Origin of the sequence: uncultured Bradyrhizobium sp. (assembly GCF_936943645.1) — a bacterium.
Taxonomy (GTDB): Bacteria; Pseudomonadota; Alphaproteobacteria; order Rhizobiales; family Xanthobacteraceae; genus Bradyrhizobium.
Window position 1 is genome coordinate 77,956 of record NZ_CAKZJO010000104.1, and the last position, 20,451, is coordinate 98,406.

The 20,451-nt window shown below is 64.9% G+C and carries 18 protein-coding genes; 9 read left to right on the forward strand and 9 right to left on the reverse strand.

The genetic code is table 11. The features are described 5' to 3' along the window. Positions 1-193: 193 nt before the first annotated feature. On the forward strand, positions 194-1,873 hold the full coding sequence (gene ggt / locus Q0743_RS30745; RefSeq protein ID WP_298245175.1) for a gamma-glutamyltransferase: 1,680 nt from the start codon (positions 194-196) through the stop codon (positions 1,871-1,873). Positions 1,874-2,029: 156 nt separating this feature from the next. Here the strand turns inward: ggt and Q0743_RS30750 are convergent, their stop codons facing one another. Beyond that, the gene (locus tag Q0743_RS30750; RefSeq protein ID WP_298245176.1) at positions 2,030-3,388 is read right to left on the reverse strand and encodes a peptidoglycan-binding protein; all 1,359 of its coding nucleotides are present in this window, start codon (positions 3,386-3,388) and stop codon (positions 2,030-2,032) included. A 90-nt stretch (positions 3,389-3,478) separates the two neighbouring features. On the opposite strand from Q0743_RS30750, the gene Q0743_RS30755 reads away from it, so the two are divergent. After that, a complete protein-coding gene (locus Q0743_RS30755; protein ID WP_298245177.1) occupies positions 3,479-4,282 on the forward strand; it encodes a molybdopterin-synthase adenylyltransferase MoeB in 804 nt (267 codons plus the stop codon). Positions 4,283-4,291: 9 nt separating this feature from the next. Here the strand turns inward: Q0743_RS30755 and Q0743_RS30760 are convergent, their stop codons facing one another. Next, on the reverse strand, positions 4,292-5,299 hold the full coding sequence (locus Q0743_RS30760) for an aldo/keto reductase (RefSeq protein WP_298245178.1): 1,008 nt from the start codon (positions 5,297-5,299) through the stop codon (positions 4,292-4,294). A 116-nt stretch (positions 5,300-5,415) separates the two neighbouring features. Between Q0743_RS30760 and Q0743_RS30765 the strand changes: the two genes are divergently transcribed. Beyond that, entirely contained in the window at positions 5,416-6,327 is a 912-nt protein-coding gene (locus tag Q0743_RS30765) for a LysR family transcriptional regulator (protein ID WP_298245179.1), read from the forward strand. 25 nt (positions 6,328-6,352) lie between these two features. Here Q0743_RS30765 and Q0743_RS30770 read toward each other — a convergent pair whose 3' ends face one another. Further along, positions 6,353-7,354, reverse strand: a complete 1,002-nt coding sequence (locus Q0743_RS30770) for a D-glycerate dehydrogenase (protein WP_298245180.1) — start codon at positions 7,352-7,354, stop codon at positions 6,353-6,355. A gap of 325 nt (positions 7,355-7,679) precedes the next feature. Between Q0743_RS30770 and Q0743_RS30775 the strand changes: the two genes are divergently transcribed. Beyond that, positions 7,680-8,210 (forward strand): SH3 domain-containing protein, encoded by a 531-nt coding sequence (locus Q0743_RS30775; RefSeq protein WP_298245181.1) that lies wholly within the window; start codon positions 7,680-7,682, stop codon positions 8,208-8,210. Positions 8,211-8,352: 142 nt separating this feature from the next. Here Q0743_RS30775 and irrA read toward each other — a convergent pair whose 3' ends face one another. After that, entirely contained in the window at positions 8,353-8,844 is a 492-nt protein-coding gene (gene irrA, locus Q0743_RS30780; RefSeq protein WP_027546833.1) for an iron response transcriptional regulator IrrA, read from the reverse strand. Between the two features lie 372 nt (positions 8,845-9,216). Between irrA and fabA the strand changes: the two genes are divergently transcribed. From fabA to Q0743_RS30800, 4 genes are all read left to right on the forward strand, one after another. Continuing rightward, complete coding sequence (gene fabA / locus Q0743_RS30785; protein ID WP_097663360.1) at positions 9,217-9,738, forward strand: bifunctional 3-hydroxydecanoyl-ACP dehydratase/trans-2-decenoyl-ACP isomerase; 522 nt, start codon at positions 9,217-9,219, stop codon at positions 9,736-9,738. 55 nt (positions 9,739-9,793) lie between these two features. Continuing rightward, positions 9,794-11,017, forward strand: coding sequence for a beta-ketoacyl-ACP synthase I (fabB, locus tag Q0743_RS30790; RefSeq protein WP_298245182.1), 1,224 nt, complete (start codon positions 9,794-9,796; stop codon positions 11,015-11,017). Between the two features lie 137 nt (positions 11,018-11,154). Next, a complete protein-coding gene (gene fabI, locus Q0743_RS30795) occupies positions 11,155-11,952 on the forward strand; it encodes an enoyl-ACP reductase FabI (RefSeq protein WP_298245183.1) in 798 nt (265 codons plus the stop codon). Positions 11,953-12,115: 163 nt separating this feature from the next. Beyond that, positions 12,116-14,101 carry an autotransporter outer membrane beta-barrel domain-containing protein gene (locus tag Q0743_RS30800; RefSeq protein ID WP_298245195.1) on the forward strand — a complete coding sequence of 662 codons (1,986 nt, stop codon included), beginning with the start codon at positions 12,116-12,118 and terminating at the stop codon, positions 14,099-14,101. A 13-nt stretch (positions 14,102-14,114) separates the two neighbouring features. On the opposite strand, the gene Q0743_RS30805 is transcribed toward Q0743_RS30800, so the two are convergent. From Q0743_RS30805 to Q0743_RS30825, 5 genes are all read right to left on the reverse strand, one after another. Continuing rightward, complete coding sequence (locus Q0743_RS30805; RefSeq protein WP_298245184.1) at positions 14,115-14,711, reverse strand: glutathione S-transferase family protein; 597 nt, start codon at positions 14,709-14,711, stop codon at positions 14,115-14,117. A gap of 116 nt (positions 14,712-14,827) precedes the next feature. Continuing rightward, the gene (locus Q0743_RS30810) at positions 14,828-15,742 is read right to left on the reverse strand and encodes a hypothetical protein (RefSeq protein WP_298245185.1); all 915 of its coding nucleotides are present in this window, start codon (positions 15,740-15,742) and stop codon (positions 14,828-14,830) included. Between the two features lie 36 nt (positions 15,743-15,778). Continuing rightward, the gene (locus Q0743_RS30815; protein ID WP_298245186.1) at positions 15,779-16,387 is read right to left on the reverse strand and encodes a hypothetical protein; all 609 of its coding nucleotides are present in this window, start codon (positions 16,385-16,387) and stop codon (positions 15,779-15,781) included. Between the two features lie 301 nt (positions 16,388-16,688). Beyond that, positions 16,689-17,156: a GNAT family N-acetyltransferase gene (locus Q0743_RS30820; protein WP_298245187.1), complete on the reverse strand. Its 468-nt coding sequence runs from the start codon at positions 17,154-17,156 to the stop codon at positions 16,689-16,691. Positions 17,157-17,163: 7 nt separating this feature from the next. Then, complete coding sequence (locus Q0743_RS30825) at positions 17,164-18,087, reverse strand: hydrogen peroxide-inducible genes activator (RefSeq protein WP_298245188.1); 924 nt, start codon at positions 18,085-18,087, stop codon at positions 17,164-17,166. A 115-nt stretch (positions 18,088-18,202) separates the two neighbouring features. On the opposite strand from Q0743_RS30825, the gene katG reads away from it, so the two are divergent. Beyond that, positions 18,203-20,368 carry a catalase/peroxidase HPI gene (gene katG, locus Q0743_RS30830; protein WP_298245189.1) on the forward strand — a complete coding sequence of 722 codons (2,166 nt, stop codon included), beginning with the start codon at positions 18,203-18,205 and terminating at the stop codon, positions 20,366-20,368. Positions 20,369-20,451: the final 83 nt, after the last annotated feature.

Sequence of the window (20,451 nt, forward strand, 5' to 3'; positions counted from 1 at the left end):
CGAACGTGCATCGATCTCGATGCTGAGCTCTTCTCGCTCAGGACGTGCCGGCCCGATCCAAAGGGGATCGCGGAGGTCCGAATCAACGGTCATGATGATGGCGGAATAGGGAATGCCAGCTAATCCGTACCATTACTGGACCAGTAGTCGTACGTATGATGTGCTCGCTGCCGTGCATGGAAAGGGCAGCGAGATGAGCAGCAACTGGCGCGACCGGACGGCAACCAATTTTGATTGCCAGAAGATGCCGGCGGTCTCGAGCCGCGGCATGGTGGTCAGCAACCATCCGCTGGCTTCCAGCGCCGGCGCCGAGATGCTGGCGGCCGGCGGCAACGCCATCGATGCCGTGATCGCCACCCTGTTCACGCTGACCGTGGTCGAGCCGATGATGGTCGGCATCATCGGCGGCGGCATGGCCCATATCCGACTGGCGGACGGCAGCCATCGCATTATCGATGGCCAGAGCACCGTGCCCGCGGCGGTTCGCGACACAACCTACACCTCGAAGCCCGGCTCGGCGCATGACGTGTTCGACACCGTCGGAAACGAGAATCTCACCGGACCGAAGGCGGTGGCGACGCCCGGCTCGCTCAAGGCCTGGTGTGAGACGCTGCGAAGGTTCGGCACCATGAGCCTCGCCGACGTCCTGCAACCCGCGATCAAGCACGCCGCACGCGGCTATGCCGCGACGCCGTACCTGCACGAATGCATCAGCGAGAGCGCCGCCGAGATGCTCAAGGACAAGCCGATCGCGGCGATCTACTTGCCGAACGGTGAGCCGCTCAAGGTCGGCGCGCGGGTGGTGCAGGCCGAATATGCCGAGACCCTGCGCTATATCGCCGACCACGGCGAGGCCGCGCTCTACGAGGGACCGCTCGGCGACATCCTCGCCGATTACATGGAGAAGGCCGGCGGCTTTATCCGTCGCAACGATCTCACGGCTTACAGGACGGTCGAGCGGCAGCCGATCCGCGCCGACTATCGCGGCTGGACCATTTTAGGCCCGCCGCCGCCGGCCGCTTCCGGCGTGCACATCGCGCAGATGCTCAATATTCTCGAGGGCTACGACATCGGCGGCCTCGGCTTCGGCACATCAGAGACAATTCACTATCTCGCCGAGGTGCTGAAGATTGCGTTCGCCGATCGCGCCGCGGCCAGCGGTGATCCCGATTATGTCGGCGTCCCCGTGGAGAAGCTGACCTCGAAAGCCTATGCCGAGGAGCGCCGCCGCGCCATCGATCCCGCGCGGGCGCAGATGTGGGGCGCCGGCGTGTCGCAGCTCGAAGGCGCGCACACCACGCACATGACGGCGGCGGATAGCTTCGGCAACGTGGTCGCGACCACGCAGACCATCAACAATCTGTTCGGCGCCAAGATCATGATCCCGGGCCTCGGGGCCATCGCCAACAACTACATGAACCTGTTCGATCCGCGCCCGGGCCACGCGCTGTCGCTGGCGCCGGGCAAGCGCGTCACGACCTCGATGTCGCCGATGATGGCGCTGAATGGCGGCAAGCTGCGCTTTGCGCTGGGCCTGCCCGGAGGAAAACGCATCTTCCCGAGTGCGATGCAGGCGCTGGTCAACCTGATCGATCACGGCATGAGCCTGCAGGAGGCCGTCGAGGCGCCCAGGGTCTGGACGGAGGGCAATGCGCTCGAGGTCGAGCAGACGGTGCCGGAGAGCGTGCGCGCAAAGCTCGCGGCGCTCGGCCACACGGTGCAGCCCGTCGCGACCGTCGCCGGCGGCATGAACGGGATCGCCTTCCACGATGACGGCACCATGACCGGGGCCGCCTGCTGGCGTGCCGACGGCACGCCCGTCGGCATTTCCGGGGGCCTTGCGAACAGCGGGATCAGGTTCAGGCTAGGTTAGTCTCGTGCCCCGGACGCAGCGCAGGACCTCTTCGGTGATGCGCTGCAGAGCCGAGGCCCAGAAGTGTCGTGCACTCGATTGTGATGACATGGGTCCCGGCTCTGCGCAGCAACGCTGCGCGTCCGGGACACGAGCGTGATGTTGTCGTCGCGCAGGCTATTTCCGCACACAGATCACGCGCACGACGGCGGCTTTCGCGTCGGCCGATGTGCCGTTCGCGGTGACGCCATTCGCCTTCAGGAAATCACGCACCGTCTCCGCCGGGACCATCACGGCTTGCGACGTTGGCGCCGATGCCGTTGGCCCTGCCACCATGGCCGGCTTGAGCAGCGCGATGCCGGCGAACTTGCCATCGCCGTCGATGGCCGAGCCGCCGGAGAATCCGACCGCCGGCGGCGGCGACAGCGTGGAATCGCCCGAAGTGACCGGCACCAGCCCAGCCCTGACGACCGACACGCCGGCCGCACCGCCCTGACTCTGCGGATCGGCGATGCCGACGACATCCACGTTCGTCCTGGCTGCGCCGCCAGCGAGGCTGAGCGGCTTGAGGCCGCGCGCGCCGTAGATGCGCAGAAGCGCGAGACCGCGCTCCTTGTCCTCGGCGAGGCGGTCGGCGCTGCCATGGCCGGCGACCGTGATCGCGAGACAGCCGTCGGTGACGAGGCGGTCGGCCAGAATCGCGCCGTCCTCGCTGACGACGATTCCGGTGCCGTATTCGACGGTCTTGCGCGGCGGCGGCCCGGCCTGCGGGCCCGCGGGGAATGGATTGAACGCGCTCGACATCGCGATCACGACCGGCTCGACCGTGTTCTCGGTCGCCTGGTCGTAAAGGATCGTCATGGTACGCACTTCATCGCCCTTGAAGGTGCCGCGCACATAGAATTTCTTCAGGCCCTGCAAGCCCGACAGCACGAAGAAGTCGGGCTTCACCACGGTGTAGTCGACCTTGCGCCCGGAGGGCTCCTTCTCCAGCTCCGCGAGCTTTGCCGCGGTCGGGTTCGCCTCCTTGCGGCGGCTGAGCAGGATCTGCACGGTTCCCGTCGGTGAGGTCCATTTCGAGCCGTTGGCGTCGCTCGCCTGCTGCGGCACGAGCTTGGAGGGGATGCCGAGCCGCGCGCCGCTGGTCGGCTCCGTCACGATCTTCCAGCCGACGCCGTCCTGCTTCTTCCGCGCCGTCTCGGCGAGCGCGGCGCGCTCCTGCGGATTGAGCACGCCGGTCGGCTTGCCGCCCTTGGCCTTCTGGTACTCCTTGATGGCATTGACCATGCGATCACTGACGTCGCCGGTGATGGCGCCGTTGTACTGGCCGACCCAGGCGAGGTCGGATTGCAGCGCCAGCCGTCCGGCCTTTGCCATCGCATCCGCCGTCGCCGCCGGCGTTTGCATGGCCGGTGGCTGGATCGGCACGGTCTGCACCGTCTTCGGCTTGGCGCCGGCGACCGGCGAGGTCGTCATCTGGGCGTTCGCGCCCGTGGCAGCGGCAAACACCAGGGTTGCCGCAAGCATCGATCTCATGACAAATCCAACCAGCCCATTGAACGCGATGCCATTGAAGCACATCTCGTTGGTCGCGAACAATCTCGGGGTGGTTCAGGAGTAGATCAGGTGCTGAGCCCGGATGAACTCGAACGTTATGCCCGCCATATCGTGCTGCGCGATGTCGGCGGCCCGGGCCAGGCCGCGTTGAAGCGGGCCTCCGTGCTGGTGATCGGCGCCGGCGGCCTCGGCGCGCCCGCGCTGATGTATCTGGCCGCAGCCGGCGTCGGCACGCTCGGCGTGGTCGATGACGACGTGGTGTCGCTGTCCAATCTCCAGCGCCAGGTGATTCACACCACGCCCGATATCGGCCGGCACAAGGTCGAGAGCGCCGCCGAGCGGATCGCGGCGCTCAACCCGCATGTCCGATTCGTCGGCCACGCCACCTGGCTCAATGCCGACAATGCGCTCGGCCTGATCGGCGACTACGATCTCGTGCTCGACGGCTCCGACAATTTCTCGACGCGCTATCTGGCTTCGGACGCCTGCTTCTTCGCCAAGCGGCCGCTGATTACCGCTGCGCTCGGCACCTTCGACGGCTCGCTGACTACCATTCGCGCGCATGAGAAAAACGAGCAGGGCGAATTCAACCCGACCTATCGCTGCCTGTTTCCGGAGGCGCCGCCGCCCGGCACGGTCCCGGCCTGCGCGGAAGCCGGCGTCATGGGTGCGCTGGCGGGCGTGCTCGGCTCGATGATGGCGCTGGAGGCGATCCGCGAGATCGTCGGTTTCGGCGAGGGCCTCGTCGGCCGCCTCCTGATGATCGATGCGCGCGCGATGCGCTTCGAGACGCTGCGCTATGCGCGCGACCCCGCCAATCCGCTCAACGGCGACGGGCCTGTGGTCGCCGACCTCAGCGCCCATCGCAGCTGATTGCGGCGGCTACGCCGAGACCTGCTTCTCGCTGTCGAGATGCGCCATCTGCTCGGCCGCATAGCGCGTGCCGGACGCGACGTTCGGCGGAAAGGCCTTTGCCAGCGCTGCGAGATGCGTCGACGTCAATGTCACCTTCGTTGCGCCGAGCGCTTCGGTGAGACGGTTGCGGGTGCGGGCGCCGACCAGCGGCACGATCGCCTTGTCCTGTGCGGACACCCAGGCGATCGCGACCTGTGCCGGCGTTGCGCCGATCTCCGCGGCGATGATGCGCAGCTGATCCACCAGCGCCAGATTGGCATCGAGATTTGCGCCCTGGAAGCGCGGCGTCATCAGCCGGTAGTCGCGGCCGGCCTTGCCGGATTCCTTCGACCAATGGCCGCTGATCAGGCCGCGCGCGAGTACGCCGTAAGCCGTGATGCCGATGCCGAGCTCGCGGCAGGTCTTGAGGATGTCCCGCTCGATGCCGCGCTCGATCAGCGAATACTCGATCTGAAGATCGGCGATCGGATGCACCGCATGCGCGCGGCGGAGCGTGTCGGAGCCGACCTCGGACAGGCCGATATGCCTGACGTAGCCGGCCTTCACGAGATCGGCGAGGACGCCGATCGTCTCTTCGATGGGGACGTTGGGGTCGAGGCGTGCAGGGCGATAGATGTCGACGTAGTCGGTGCCGAGCCGTTGCAGCGAATACGCCAGGAAGTTCCTGGTCGCGGCCGGCCTCGTGTCCATCCCCGCAAACTCGCCGGCCGGTCCGCGCAGCGCGCCGTACTTCACACTGATCTGCACTTTATCGCGGCCGACGTCCTTCAGTGCTTCGCGCACCAGCATTTCGTTGTGACCCATGGCGTAGAAATCGCCGGTGTCGAGCAGCGTGATGCCGGCATCGAGTGCCGCATGCACCGTGGCGATGGCCTCGTCCCGATCGGCGGGACCGTAGACCTCGGACATGCCCATGCAGCCAAGGCCAAGGGCTGAGACGATGGGGCCGGTCGAACCGAGTTTGCGCTGTTCCATGTTGGCTCTCCTTGGAGAAGCGGCGGATGGCGCCGCGTGACGAGGCCAGATATGCGCCCGGGCGATTGCGCCGATAAGCTGGACAATCGAGAATGGCTTGTTCACAGTAATGAACAATGTCCGATCCCGATCTGCGCGATCTCGACGCCTTCGTGGCGGTTGCCCGCACCCGCAATTTCCGGCGCGCGGCGGTCGACATGCGCGTGTCCGTGTCGAGCCTCAGCCAGCGGCTGCGCGACCTCGAGGAGCGCCTCGGCGTCCGCCTGATGAACCGCACCACCCGCAGCGTCGCGCTGACCGAAGCGGGCGAGCTGCTGCTGTCCCGCGTCGCCCCGGCGCTCCGCGATGTCGGCGATGCCCTGGACCAGGTCCGCGGCCTGCGCGAGGTCGCCTCAGGCCGGCTGCGCATCAACGCGCCGCCGCCGGCGGTCGATCTCGTGCTCGCCCCGATGGCCGGTCCGTTCCTGGCCGCGCATCCGCAGGTCGATCTCGACATCGTCTCCGAGAGCGGCTTCGTCGACATCGTCAGCGCCGGCTTCGACGCCGGCGTGCGCTATGGCGAGCATCTCGCGCAGGACATGGTGGCGATCCCGCTGAGCGGCCCACAGCACTATGTCGTCGTCGCCTCGCCCGATTACATCGCGCGCCGCGGACGACCAAAACATCCGAAGGATCTGCTCGACCATGATTGCATCCGCGCCCGCTACTCGAGCGGCGTGATGCACGATCTGGAATTCGAGAAGGCCGGCCAGATCGTCAAGGTCGATCCGCCCGCAAAGCTGATCTCGACCAACATGAACCTTGCGATGCGCGCTGCGCTCGACGGCGTCGGCATCTGGGCGACGCTCGATGGTTATGTTGGCGAAGCCCTGAAGTCAGGCGCGCTGGTCAGCCTGATGGAAGATTGGTGCGAGCCGTTCCCGGGCCCGTTCCTGTACTATCCGAGCCGGCGCCAGACGCCGCCCGCGCTGCGCGCGTTCATCGATTTCGTCGCGGACTGGCGCAAGCGAAATACTGCGCGAAACTAGACCGTCACAGCGAGACGCCGAGGCCTCAGAGCATGCTCGGCAGCACGCGATCCGGCGGCTTGTGTGCGTCGAGGAAGGTGCGGATGTTGATGATCACCTTCTCGCCCATCTCGACGCGGCCTTCGATCGTGGCCGAGCCCATATGCGGCATCAAGGTCACCTTGCCGGCCTTGGCGAGCCGCACCAGCTTCGGGTTCACCGCGGGCTCGTGCTCGTAGACGTCGAGGCCGGCGCCGGCGATCTCGCCGCCTTCGATCAGCTTGATCAGCGTGTCTTCGTCCGTCACCTCGCCGCGCGCGGTGTTGACGATGTAGGCGTCTTTCCGGATCAGCTTCAGCCGCCGCGCCGAGAGCAGATGATAGGTCGCCGGCGTGTGCGGACAGTTCACCGAGATGATGTCCATCCGCGCCAGCATCTGGTCGAGGCTTTCCCAATAGGTCGCGCCAAGCTCTTCGGCGATCTTGGGCGCGACGGGACGCCGGTTGTGATAGTGGATCTGCAGGCCGAAGGCGCGGGCGCGGCGCGCCACCGCCTGGCCAATGCGACCCATGCCGATGATGCCGAGCCGCTTGCCGCCGATGCGGTGACCGAGCATCCAGGTCGGCGACCAGCCGGCCCACGGCTTTCCTTCGGTGAGGATCGAGGCGCCTTCGATCATCCGGCGCGGCACGGCCAGGATCAGCGCCATGGTCATGTCGGCTGTGTCCTCGGTCAGGACCTTTGGCGTGTTGGTGACGGTGATGCCGCGGGCATGCGCGGCCTCGACGTCGATATTGTCGACGCCGTTGCCGAAATTGGCGATCAGCCGCAGCTTGCAGTCGGGCTGGTTGACGATGTCGGCGCTGATATGGTCGGTGACGGTGGGAACCAGAACCTCGGCGGTGCGCGCGGCTTCCGCGAGCTGCTCGGCCGACATCGGCGTGTCCTCGAGATTGATCCGCGCGTCGAACAATTCGCGCATCCGCGTCTCGATCGAATCCGGCAGCTTGCGCGTCACGACGACGAGGGGCTTTTTCTTCACCGACATGTCCTGCTCTCATGAGGCGTCGCAGGCCGCCTCTGTCGCCAAAGGCCGGTCGTTGAGGTCTCATTAACCCGGTTGTTCGACACTGCCCTTGCCGTGTCCGTCCCCGGCGTTTCCTTCAAGCTCTCCCGATACTTCCGGCCGGAAAATCGGGGCAAACTGGTTGTTCAAGTGCCCGTCCTCTCTAGCAGAAGGCCGGGCCAAGACAAGAACCACGGGTTTAAGGCTTTGGGAACACCCGCGTGGGGCGGGAGAGGGCTGACGCGGCAGGTTTTGGATTTTGGAGTGAGGACCCGGCTCGGCCGGGTCGTCGACGGGAGACGGGTTGATGGCGTTGGGGCGTTTTTGTTCGGTGATGGCGCTCGTTTGCACCTGGTTGAGCGCCTCGGTCGGCCCCTCGCATTCGGCCAAGGACAGCACCCCGCAGACCGCCAGCGGCCTGCCGGTGCCGCGCTACGTCAGCCTCAAATCGGATCACGTCAACGTCCGCGCCGGCCCGACCAAGGACAATGACGTGGCCTGGGTCTATACCCGCGCCGGCCTGCCGGTCGAAATTACCGCCGAGTTCGAGAACTGGCGCCGGGTGCGCGATTCCGAGGGCGCCGAAGGCTGGGTCTATCACTCGCTGCTGTCCGGGCGACGTACTGCGGTCGTCACCATGAAGCACAAGGACGATCTCGCCCCGATCTACGATCGGGCTGATCTCGACAGTGCGGTGGCAGCAAAGCTCCAGGCCGGGGTCGTCACGCAGGTGAAGAAGTGCACCGCAAACTGGTGCCGCGTCACCGGCAACGGCTTCGACGGCTGGATCCAGCAGGAACGCCTTTGGGGCGTTTATTCGGACGAGCAGGTCAACTGACGCGCGCCCGTCGTCCCCGCGAACGCGGGGACCCATAACCACAGCGTTTAATTGTCTTGGAAGGTCTTAACCAGCGTGGCTCATTGAGAGATCACGCGATATGGGTCCCCGCGTTCGCGGGGACGACACCAGAGCGTGACCCTCAGCGCTTCTTGCGCAGGCGCACGACCATGTCGATGCGGGAGATCTCGTAGCCCTCGGGCACCTCCGGCATCTTGGACAGCGCCAGATGCGGATCCTCGATATCGACCAGCTCATGGCTGTTCTCGAGGTAGTAGTGGTGGTGGGTGGTGACGTTGGTGTCGAAATAGGTCTTGGTGCCGTCAACGCTGACCTGCCGGAGCAGGCCGGCATCAGTGAGCTGGTTCAACGTGTTGTAGACGGTCGCCAGCGACACCGGAACCTTGGCCAGGGTCGCTTCCTCGTAGAGCATTTCAGCCGTCAGGTGACGTGCACCCTTCCCGAACAGCAGCCAGCCGAGCGCCATCCGCTGGCGCGTCGGACGGAGCCCGGCGGACTGGAGCATTTCGTTGACGTCGTGCCAGGGGCAACCGGTCAAAGCCGGCTGGCGGCCGGACAGGAGGGCCGCGGCGTGGACGTCGTCGTCGTGATGGGGCGCGGTATTCTCGCTCATTTCCAGATTTCAGGCACGCGTGAACAATATCTCTCCGCAATATAAGAAGAGAAAGATGCAGATGCAAGTTTCTCGCAACTAGAGAGGTTCTAATCAGGCTTGAAGGTTCTAGTGAGTCTTGGAACCGAGCCCGGATCGCGTCATTTTACCTTCATGGATGCGCTTTGCCACCCGAAATGGCCTGTGTTAGAGAGCGCGCGGTTCCGCTTAGCCGATTTTGGCGCAGCCGGGCATGGAGGCCCGGTCGGCAGTCCATCCGGGGCATGCGGGAGCCGCGCCTGACGGTGGCAATCGGCGTTGCTCTCCGACCGAGACGGGGCCCATTTTCGCCAAAAAACGCCGCTCAATCGGAATTTAAACAGAGGCTCGTGCATGCTGAACAGGCGCAACGGTTACGAATACGAAGATCTGCTGGCCTGTGCTCGCGGCGAGATGTTCGGCCCGGGTAATGCCCAGCTGCCGTTACCGCCGATGCTGATGTTCGATCGCATCACCGAGATCAACGACGATGGCGGCGAGTTCGGCAAGGGGCTGGTGCGCGCCGAGCTCGACGTGAAGCCCGACCTCTGGTTCTTCGGCTGCCACTTCAAGAACGATCCGGTGATGCCCGGCTGCCTCGGCCTCGACGCGCTGTGGCAAATGGTCGGCTTCTATCTGGGCTGGACCGGAGGCGAAGGTCGCGGTCGCGCACTCGGCTTGAACGAGCTGAAGTTCAGCGGCCAGGTACTGCCCGAGGCGCGCAAGGTTGTGTACAACGTCGATATCAAACGCGTGATGCGTTCAAAGCTTGTGCTCGGTATCGCCGACGGGTGGCTTTCGGTCGATGACCAGATTATTTATCGCGCCAAGGACCTGAAGGTCGGCCTATTCAAGCAGGGCACGAGCCTGGGCTAACGCGCATCACCACGAAGACAACGAGCAAGAAGACAACGAGCAGGGCGAGGCTGTCATGAGGCGGGTTGTGGTCACCGGGATGGGCATCGTCTCGTCGATCGGAAACAACACCCAGGAAGTGCTTGCGAGCCTTCACGAGGCGAAGTCGGGCATTTCTCGGGCTGAGAAATATGCCGAGCTCGGCTTTCGTTCGCAGGTGCAAGGCGCGCCGACGCTCGATCCCGCAACCGTGGTCGACCGCCGGGCGATGCGCTTCCTCGGACAGGGCGCGGCGTGGAATCACATCGCGATGGAGCAGGCGATCCAGGACTCCGGTCTGTCGCCGGAGGAAGTCTCCAACATCCGCACCGGCATCATCATGGGCTCCGGCGGTCCCTCGGCACGCACCATCGTCGAATCCGCCGACATCACCCGCACCAAGGGCCCGAAGCGCGTCGGTCCGTTTGCAGTGCCGAAGGCGATGTCGTCCACGGCCTCAGCGACGCTTGCGACCTGGTTCAAGATCAAGGGCGTGAACTATTCGATCTCCTCGGCCTGCGCGACGTCGAACCATTGCGTCGGCAATGCGTATGAGACGATCCAGATCGGCAAGCAGGACGTCATCTTCGCCGGCGGCTGCGAAGAGCTGGACTGGTCGCTGTCGGTGCTGTTCGACGCCATGGGCGCGATGTCCTCGAAGTACAACGACACGCCGGCCACGGCCTCGCGTCCCTACGACGTCAACCGCGACGGCTTCGTGATCGCCGGCGGCGCCGGCGTGCTGGTGCTGGAAGAGCTCGAGCATGCCAAGGCGCGCGGGGCCCGGATCTACGGCGAGATCGTCGGTTACGGCGCGACCTCGGACGGCTACGACATGGTGGCGCCCTCGGGCGAAGGCGCCGAGCGCTGCATGCGCATGGCGATGTCGACGGTGAAGACCAAGGTCGACTACATCAACCCGCACGCCACCTCGACCCCGGCCGGCGATCCCCCGGAGATCGACGCGCTCCGCCGCGTGTTCGGTGCCGGCGAAAAGTGCCCGCCGATCTCGGCGACCAAGGCGCTGACCGGCCATTCACTGGGCGCGACCGGCGTGCAGGAGGCGATCTACTCGCTGCTGATGATGAACAACGGTTTCATCTGCGAGAGCGCGCACATCCAGGAGCTCGACCCTGTGTTCGCCGACATGCCGATCGTGCGCAAGCGCATCGACAACGTCAAGATCGGCACCGTGCTGTCGAATTCGTTCGGCTTCGGCGGCACCAACGCAACGCTGGTGTTCAGCCGGATGGACGTGTGAGTCTGGCACGCTGTCATGCCCCGGCTTGACCGGGGCATCCAGTACGCTGCGGCCTCTCGACCTAGCACAGCTGTGTCGGAATACTGGATGCCCCGCCTTCGCGGGGCATGACCTCGGAATAGTGGAGTTACGAGGCAATGGAAGGTTTGATGAAGGGCAAACGCGGTCTGATCATGGGCATCGCCAATGATCATTCGATCGCCTGGGGCATGGCCAAGACGCTGCATGCGCACGGTGCCGAGCTGGCCTTCACCTTCCAGGGCGAGGCCCTCGGCAAGCGCGTCAAGCCGCTGGCGGAGCAGCTCGGCGTGGACGTGGTGCTGCCCTGCGACGTCGAGGACATCGCAACCGTCGATGCCACCTTCGACGTCTTGCGCGAAAAATGGGGCAAGCTCGATTTCGTCATCCATGCGATCGGCTTTGCCGACAAGAACGAGCTGAAGGGCCGTTACGCCGACACCAGCCGCGAGAATTTTTCGCGTACCATGGTGATCTCCTGCTTCTCGTTCACGGAAGTGGCAAAACGCGCCGCCGAGCTGATGACCGACGGCGGCAGCATGATCACGCTGACCTTCGGTGCCTCCGAACGATCGATGCCGAACTACAACGTGATGGGCGTGGCCAAGGCGGCGCTGGAAGCTTCCGTGCGCTATCTCGCCTCCGATTTCGGACCGCGCGGCATTCGCGTCAACGCGATCTCCGCAGGTCCCATCCGCACGCTCGCGGGCTCGGGCATCGGCGAGGCGCGCGCGATGTTCGCCTTCATGCAGAAGCATTCGCCGCTGCGCCGCGGCGTCACGCTCGACGAGCTCGGCGGCTCGGCGCTGTATCTCTTGTCGGACCTGTCCGGCGGCGTCACCGGCGAGATCCACTATGTCGATTCCGGCTACAACATCGTGCTGATGCCGCGGCCGGACGATTTGAAGGCGGAATAGGTGACGGCCGCGTAGCCCGTCCTGCGGGACTGCCGCCTGAGGCACGCCAAGCCTCGCATCCCACAATCATGGGGCAGACTCTCGCGAAGGGATCGTGTTCAATCCCGCCCGGTGGCGCCGCAGGGTCATGGCCCGCGGTTCGGGAGGGACGATCTTGCCGAGTGTGCATGCGAGGTGTCGCGCGAGCGCGCTGGCGTCCGTTGCGGGCGCGGTGCTGCTGTGCGGCGGTTCGCATGCCCTGGCACAATCGGCGATCTGGGACACGACCCTTTCCAACACAAGCTGGTACGTCCCGACAGCGCAGCTACTCGCCTATGCGTCGCCGAAGACCGGCTTCGCCAACCCGATCCCGATCGGCGACCAGACCCTGTGGTCGCTCGCGACCGCGACCAACGGCTCGTTCACGGGAACGAGCGTTGCGCAGCTCAAGATCGGCCCCGCGCTTCTGACCGATACCTCGACGATCCAGGGCTTTGTCACCACCGCGGGCCAGATCACGATGCTGTTCACGCCGACCTCGGGCGGCGCCGCGACGGTGGGTCTCGGCCACATGAGGACTGTCGGCGGCGTGACGTCGATGGAGATGCAGATGATCACGGGCGACAGCGTGCTCGTGACTCATTGGGCGTACATGCTTCCCTACGATCCCGCCATCTTCACGCCGCCCGCTTCGCAACCCGTGCCCGCCAACTCTGTCCCGCAATGGGCCTGGACTTCAGGCACGCCGTGGCGGATTTCCAGCAATGCCTTGTTCGGCACCTCCGCGCCCGGCCGCTTCGTCATCACGAATTACCAGAACGGATATTTCTGGGGCGCGGGCATCGCGCCCGCAGGCAGCAGCGCTGCCAATTTCACGCTGCTCGGATCCGTGACGCCGGAGGGCAACGTGCTCTTCAACATGCTCTCGAAAGGCACGCTTGCCAGCCTCTATGGCGCAGCCAGCGGCGATGCCTCGGGCGCGCAGATGCTCGTCAGCACCTATGATCTCTCGGGCAATCCGACCGGAGGCATCGCCTATCTCTCCCTGGTGCGCCCCTATGCCGAGACGCTTCAGGCGCAGAACAGCCGCGCGGGCTTGGGGGCGGCCGACATGCTCTATCGGCTGTCGGCGACGTCGCTTGGCTGGAGCGGCAGCATGGCCGCCGGCTTCACGGCGCTCGACAATCTCGGCGGGGCCGGTCTCGTCAACGCGGTCAACCAGACCCTGCCTGTTCTCTCGGGCGCGGCATCGCAGGCGACCTACGCCACACAGCGCGTATTCCAGCAGACGATGACCGGGCGCTTGGACGACATGCTCGGGCTGAATGCCGGCGTCACCCCCGAGCGACATGTCTGGATGAAGCCGCTCGGCGGCAGCACCCGGCAGGGCAGCGTCGATGGCGTCTCCGGCTATAACGCTTCAGGCGGCGGCATTGCGATCGGTGCGGATACGACGATCTCCCCGCGCGCGATGCTCGGCGGCCTGTTCGCCTATTCGCGTCAAGCCATCACCGGCAGCGACGCCGCCGTCCCGAACCGGCTGGCCGTCGATTCCTATTCTGCAGGCCTCTACGGTGCCTATGCACTCGGCCATGGCATTCGCCTCGATGGCCAGCTCGACGGCGCGTTCAATGACAATGGCGAGAGCCGCTCGCTCACCTTCATCAACGGCGTCGCTGGAGCCGGTTATCGCTCCTACAGCGGCCATACGGGCGTCGGCATCAGCAAGCTGATCCCGGTCGACCCCGGACTTTCGATCGCGCCGTCGCTGCGGCTGGACTATGGACAGGTTCGCTCGCCCGCCTATCAGGAGGGCGGCGCGGGCGGCTTCAGCCTCAACGTGGATGCGCAAACCTATCGCGAGCTGACGGTGACGGCAGGGCTGAAGAGCGCGTACCGGATCACGAAGCAGGTCCATCTCACCGGTGAGGCCGGCGTCGGCTACAACACGATGAACCAGGGGCTGCAGATCAAGTCGGCGTTTGCCGGCGGTGGCGATAGTTTCGTCACCAACGGTCTTGCGCTATCGCCCTGGATCTACGCGACCGCGCTGGGGCTTGTTGCGACCGACGGCAAGGGTGTCGATCTCGGCCTCCGCTACGGTGTTGCCGCGACATCCTCCGGACTGCTTCAGCAGTCCGGGCTCGCCGTCCTCAAGATCAGGCTTTAGACCGCGGAGCGCTTCATCCGGCTGCGATCTTCTCCGCGCGCTGGAGTGCCGGGCGCGCGATGCATCGCGCCAGATAGGCGTCGAAGGCCGGGCGCGATGGCACCATCTTGAACAGGCGCACCGCGAAATTCAGGCCGGAGCCGACCACGACGTCGGCGGCGGAAAAATCCTCGCCGAGAATCCACGGTCCCTTGGCGAGCGCGGCCTCCAGCACGTCGAACACCTGCGTCGCGCTGCCCCAGGCCGCGGTCGAGGTCGGGATCTCGATCTTGGTGAAGATCTGGATGATGGCAGGCTCGATGCAGCCCGGTGAGAAGAACAGCCATTGCAGATAGCGCGCGCGGCGCGGGTCGGTCACATCAGGCGCGAGCTTCGTCTCGGGGTAGCGATCGGCGATGTAGGCGCAGATCGCCGCGGCCTCGCCAAGGGCTGCATCGCCGTCGGTCAGCGCCGGCACTTTCCCCATCGGGTTGACCTTGAGGAAGTCCGGCGCTTTCTGCGCCCCGGTCGAGATGTCGGTCAGCACGCGCTCATAGGGAAGGCCGCTCTCCTCCATCAGCCAGAGCGTCGTGAACGAGCGCGAGCGGGGAGACCAATACAGCTCGATCATGGCGCGGAACCTTTCGGAGGCGAGAGGCGAACAGCAGGCAATTCATGCCGCGTTTGCCGCGCATTCGCAACGCACTACGCCTAGCTAGAAGCCAACCAGCGTCAGCGACATATGGGTCAACGTTGTTCAGTGCCGCCTTGGCGTGCTGCTGGTCGACGTCCAAGCAAAAGTGGCAACGTCTTGTCGAGGCTCCCCGCCAGCATGGCGCGCACGCCGTCGCGCAGTGCAGGATTGCCGGCGGCATCTTCAGGGCGCGTTGGAAACGATTCTGCGGGCAATTCGCGATAAGGACCGCCGACGAGCTTGCCCAAGAACCTCTGCACCGCCAGCGAATGATCCAGGTTAATCAGTGCAGAGCTCTGTCTGACGATGGCAAAGTCGCGCCCGTCAAAGATACGGATAAACGCCAGGGCGTGGAGAAAGATGCGACGCCCGAGCACCACATCCTGGTTGAGGATGCCGAAGCCGCGGACCGTGTAGCTTGATGACCCGATCGGACTGATTGCATTGAGGATCTGGATGTAGTGTCGGCAGTTCGTTCCTTTCGCGGTCTCGCGCATGTATCCGCTCAGCTCCGCGTTAGGATCGCGGACCAGCCTGTCTTTCAACGTGTCCTTTGACGCGTCGCGCGGAGGAAATTTCGCCGGGTTGTCGGGGATTCTCAGAACGGACGCGCCGGCCGGGATCGCGGCGCGAGTCCGCGCGAAGATCAGATCGCTCAGTCCCCAGCCTGGGATCGGGACCACCGTCTTCTTGTTCTGAAATATGGTCAGGCCGGTCGTCTGCACGGTGAACTCATCGCCGGTGGTGACGACGACACCGAAGTCGCACGAGCCGCCGGCCGCGGGAGCGGGCTTGCCCGTCGCTTCACGCCGCGTGGTCAGCCTGCCATTGGCTTGTTTGACGGTTGTTTGTGCCGTCTCCGGTTGGACTTGTGCCCGCGCCTGAGTTGAAAAACACCACAGGATGATCGTAATGACGAGCAGCCGCGCAATGATGTTGAACGCGGCTGTGTTCGCAGGCGCAGCCAAACTTGATCCTTTGGCGCGTCGTGTCGGCAAAGTCGCTTACTCGCCCTTGATGTATGCGGGCAAAACCTTGTCCAGCTTTGCCGTGATCAGGCTGCGCGCGCTGTCGCGCAGGGTCGCGTTGTTCGCCGCCTGCTCGGGTGTCTTGGGAAACTCGAGATCGTTGAGAATGCGATTATTGTCGTTCTTGTTCGAAAAACTCGATGCAAGCACATCTCCGAAATTCCGGGAGGGCGCCCGGTGGATTTCAAAGGTACGCCCGTCAAATACGTTCAGGAGAAAATAGGCGACCACGACGCCTCTTCCGGCAGGGCTCGCCCAATTCTTGTAGACCCCGACGCCTTCGATTGACTGATTGGTGCCGTCGACTGTAACGCGGGATTTCGTGGCGACGATGTAACGTTCGCAATTGGTGCTGCCGGCGATCTGACGCACCAGGGCTGTCAGGTCGTTGCGGTCATTGCGGAACAGCTTTGCTTCGGGGTGATAATACGGTTTGAAGGCGCCATTGGCGTAAGCGATTTTTCGGACCGCGATGCCGGGAGCCGCGGCACGAACCCGCCCGACCAGGAGATCATCGAGGCCCCACGCATCGATCGGCGCCTCCAAATACTCGTTGCCGAACATCGTAAGGCCGACATGTTGCACCGAGAAATAGTCTCCAATCGCGGAAATGACGCCGATCTGGCACGGGCCGCTCTGCGCCGCGACCGGCTGTTGTGCAGCCGGTTTGGCTTTCGGCGCGGCCTTCTTGACCGCCGGTTTGGCGGGAGGCGCGGCGGGTGTTGGAGGAGTTTGCGCGACTGCCGAGGTCCAAATGGACGAGAGCACGATCAGCGAGACAGCAATGCGGAGCATGAATTCCGGGAGGTCAGAGTCAGGAGGTGATCGTTCCCGCTACATTAGGTGGGGATCGTGACAACCGCAAGCTGCACCCGCGTGTTGCTGCCTATCCGGTCGGCCGTTGCCGCTTCCATCGGTAGTACTTCATCATGAAGCCGTTCGACGGTTCGATCTCTTCCTTCTCGAACACAAAACCTTCACGCTCGTACCAATGCCAGGCCTTTTCGTTCTCGCGCACGCAACGCAGGTACATCTCGTCGGGCATTTTCGTGCGCGTGAAAGCGAGCAGCTTTCGTCCGAGCGATTGGCCCTGATAGGCGGGGCCGACGAACAGCATGTCGAGATAGAGTCTTGGCACATGCAGCGCCAGCATGGCGGCGATGGTGCCGCGATCGTCGGCGACGAACAGGCTCCAGCCATCCGCGATCTCGCGCCGGATGCGTGCGCGCAGGTCTGCCAGCAGGGCGTCGCTGGCCTCGCCGAGGCCGGTCGAGACCCAGCTCTCCATCCAGACACGGCCGACCTCGTCATATTCGTCGGGGCGCGCAGGGCGGATGGTGATGGGCTGCGGCATCGGCGGCTCAGGCGCGGTTGCGCGCGGCCTGCCGCGGGCGAGCCTTGCCGGCCGACAGGCATACCACCTCGGAGATCTGCAGCAGCTGCCGCGCCAGCGGGCTGGTCTTGCGCCAGACCATGCCGATGGTGCGCGAGGGCTCGGGGTCGCGGAAGCGCGACAGCGAGACCGAGGCGGAGCGCGTCTCCACCGGCACCGCCATTTCAGGGATCAGCGTCACGCCGATGCCGGCGCTGACCATCTGCACCAGCGTCGACAGCGAATTGGCATCCAGCATCTCGCGCGGCGGCGCCGACTGCATGTTGCAGAACGACAGCGCCTGATCGCGGAAGCAGTGGCCTTCTTCGAGCAGCAGCAGCCGCATCTCGCGCATCATCTCGCGCGAGGGCACCGGCGTGCCTTCGTCGGATCCCGGACGTACCAGCAGGAATTTCTCGTCGAACAGGGCAACTTCGGTGAGCGAGGGCTCGGACACCGGCAGCGCCACGATCGCGGTGTCGAGGCGGCCTTCCACCAGTTCCTGGATCAGCCGGGGCGTCATGGTCTCGCGCACGCGGATGTCTAGCTCGGGATGCATGCGCGTCAGATTCTTGGTGATCTTCGGCAGCAGATACGGCGCGATGGTCGGGATCATGCCGATGCGCAGGCGGCCCGCGAAACGGTCCTGCGAGGCGCGGGCGAAATCACCGAGCTCATCGACCGAGCGCAAAATGTCGCGGACCCGCTGGGACAGTTCCTCGCCGAACCGGGTCAGCGCCACCTGGCGCGCGCTGCGCTCCAGCAGCAGGCCGCCCAGCGCCTCCTCCAACTCCTTGATCTGCATCGACAAGGCCGGCTGCGAGATCGAGCAGGCCTCCGCCGCGCGGCCGAAATGACCATGACGGGCCAAGGCATCGAAATACCGGAGCTGCCGCAGGGTGACGTTGAGCATCAGGAAATCTTATTGCAGCGATCACTAAAGTCAACTTCCCCTGATCGAACGCGGCGCTTAGAGTGGTTCTACCTGGTCAAAAGGCGCGAGTTCGACGCCACCAGAGGAGGTATTCATGGACGACTCTTCGAAGTGCCCGTTTTCGGGCGGAAAACCCACGCGCGTGAACCGTGACTGGTGGCCGACGCAGCTCGACATCGAGGTGCTGCACAAGAATTCCGCCCTGTCCGATCCCATGGGCAAGGGCTTCGACTACGCCAAGGAATTCAAGTCGCTCGATCTGAACGCGGTCATCAAGGACCTGACCGCGCTGATGACCGATTCGCAGGAATGGTGGCCCGCCGACTTCGGTCACTATGGCGGCCTCATGATTCGCATGGCCTGGCATAGCGCGGGCACGTATCGCACCACCGACGGTCGTGGCGGCGCCGGTGCCGGTCAGCAGCGTTTCGCGCCGCTCAACAGCTGGCCCGACAACGCCAACCTCGACAAGGCCCGCCGTCTGCTCTGGCCGATCAAGCAGAAGTACGGCCGCAAGATCTCTTGGGCCGATTTGATGGTTCTCGCCGGCAACGTCGCGCTGGAATCGATGGGCTTCAAGACCTTCGGTTTCGCCGGCGGTCGCGCCGACGTGTGGGAGCCGGAAGAGCTCTATTGGGGTCCGGAAGGCACTTGGCTCGGCGATGAGCGCTACAGCGGTGAGCGTCAGCTCGCCGAGCCGCTCGGCGCCGTGCAGATGGGCCTCATCTACGTCAATCCGGAAGGTCCGAACGGCAAGCCGGATCCGGTCGCCGCGGCCAAGGACATCCGCGAGACCTTCGCCCGCATGGCGATGAACGACGAGGAAACCGTCGCGCTGATCGCCGGCGGCCACTCGTTCGGCAAGACCCACGGCGCGGGTGATCCGTCGCTGGTCGGTCCGGAGCCGGAAGCCGGTGCGCTGGAAGACCAGGGTCTCGGCTGGAAGAGCAAGCACGCATCGGGTCACTCCGGTGATTCGATCACCAGCGGTCTCGAGGTGACGTGGACCACGACGCCGACGAAGTGGAGCAACAACTTCTTCGAGAACCTGTTCAACTACGAATGGGAGCTGACGAAGAGTCCGGGCGGCGCGCAGCAGTGGACGGCCAAGGGCGCCGACGCGATCATTCCCGATGCCTTCGACAAGTCGAAGAAGCACCGGCCGACGATGCTGACGACCGACCTCTCGCTGCGCTTCGATCCGGCCTACGAGAAGATCTCGCGCCGCTTCCTGGAGAATCCCGCCCAGTTCGCGGACGCCTTTGCCCGCGCCTGGTTCAAGCTCACCCATCGCGACATGGGTCCGATCCAGCGCTATCTCGGCCCGCTGGTGCCGAAGGAGACGCTGATCTGGCAGGATCCAATTCCGGCCGTGAATCACGAGCTCGCCAGCGATCAGGACATCGCCGCGCTGAAGACCAAGATCCTGGCTTCGGGCCTGTCGGTGTCCGAGCTGGTCTCGACCGCCTGGGCGTCGGCCTCGACGTTCCGCGGCTCGGACAAGCGCGGCGGCGCCAACGGCGCCCGCATTCGCCTGGCCCCGCAGAAGGATTGGGAGGTGAACCAGCCGGCTCAGCTCTCCAAGGTCCTCGGCAAGCTCGAAGCGATCCAGAAGGACTTCAACGCGTCCTCGGGCGCCAAGAAGGTCTCGTTGGCCGACCTCATCGTCCTCGGCGGCACCGCCGCGGTCGAGAAGGCGGCGAAGGATGCCGGCGTCGAGGTCAAGGTCGGCTTCACGCCGGGCCGCATGGATGCTTCGCAGGAGCAGACCGACGCGGAGTCCTTCGCGCCGCTCGAGCCGCGGGCCGATGGCTTCCGCAACTATGTCAGCAAGCGGCATCAGTTCCTGCAGCAGGAAGAAGCCCTCGTCGACCGCGCGCAGCTGCTCAGGCTCACCGGGCCTGAGCTCACCGCGCTGGTCGGCGGCCTGCGCGTGCTCGGCGCCAATGCGAACGGATCGAAGCACGGTGTCCTCACCGCCAAGGTGGGTACGCTCTCCAACGACTTCTTCGCCAATCTGCTCGACATGAGCGTGCAATGGGTGCCGGTTGCCGACGGCAGCTATGAAGCGCGCGACCGCAAGACCAATGCGGTGAAGTGGACCGGCACGCGTGCCGATCTGATCTTCGGTGCGCACTCGCAGCTCCGCGCCTTCGCCGAGGTCTACGCCTCGTCGGATGCCAAGCAGCAATTCGTGCAGGACTTCGCCAAGGCCTGGACCAAGGTGATGAACCTCGACCGCTACGACATCGTGGCCTGAGGTCGACTGATCTCACCTCGGGCACGGTGCATCCTCTCCCGCTTGCGGGGGAGGGGCGCGCTTTCCGGAGGCGAACACAAACA

Coding starts and splice junctions, on each gene's coding strand:
- ggt (WP_298245175.1), top strand. CDS start 194: ATGAGCAGCAACTGGCGCGACCGGACGGCAACCAATTTTGATTGCCAG.
- fabB (WP_298245182.1), top strand. CDS start 9,794: ATGAGGCGGGTTGTGGTCACCGGGATGGGCATCGTCTCGTCGATCGGA.
- irrA (WP_027546833.1), bottom strand. CDS start 8,844: ATGAGCGAGAATACCGCGCCCCATCACGACGACGACGTCCACGCCGCG.
- Q0743_RS30825 (WP_298245188.1), bottom strand. CDS start 18,087: ATGCTCAACGTCACCCTGCGGCAGCTCCGGTATTTCGATGCCTTGGCC.
- Q0743_RS30765 (WP_298245179.1), top strand. CDS start 5,416: ATGTCCGATCCCGATCTGCGCGATCTCGACGCCTTCGTGGCGGTTGCC.
- fabI (WP_298245183.1), top strand. CDS start 11,155: ATGGAAGGTTTGATGAAGGGCAAACGCGGTCTGATCATGGGCATCGCC.
- Q0743_RS30805 (WP_298245184.1), bottom strand. CDS start 14,711: ATGATCGAGCTGTATTGGTCTCCCCGCTCGCGCTCGTTCACGACGCTC.
- fabA (WP_097663360.1), top strand. CDS start 9,217: ATGCTGAACAGGCGCAACGGTTACGAATACGAAGATCTGCTGGCCTGT.
- Q0743_RS30760 (WP_298245178.1), bottom strand. CDS start 5,299: ATGGAACAGCGCAAACTCGGTTCGACCGGCCCCATCGTCTCAGCCCTT.
- Q0743_RS30820 (WP_298245187.1), bottom strand. CDS start 17,156: ATGCCGCAGCCCATCACCATCCGCCCTGCGCGCCCCGACGAATATGAC.
- katG (WP_298245189.1), top strand. CDS start 18,203: ATGGACGACTCTTCGAAGTGCCCGTTTTCGGGCGGAAAACCCACGCGC.
- Q0743_RS30770 (WP_298245180.1), bottom strand. CDS start 7,354: ATGTCGGTGAAGAAAAAGCCCCTCGTCGTCGTGACGCGCAAGCTGCCG.
- Q0743_RS30750 (WP_298245176.1), bottom strand. CDS start 3,388: ATGAGATCGATGCTTGCGGCAACCCTGGTGTTTGCCGCTGCCACGGGC.
- Q0743_RS30775 (WP_298245181.1), top strand. CDS start 7,680: ATGGCGTTGGGGCGTTTTTGTTCGGTGATGGCGCTCGTTTGCACCTGG.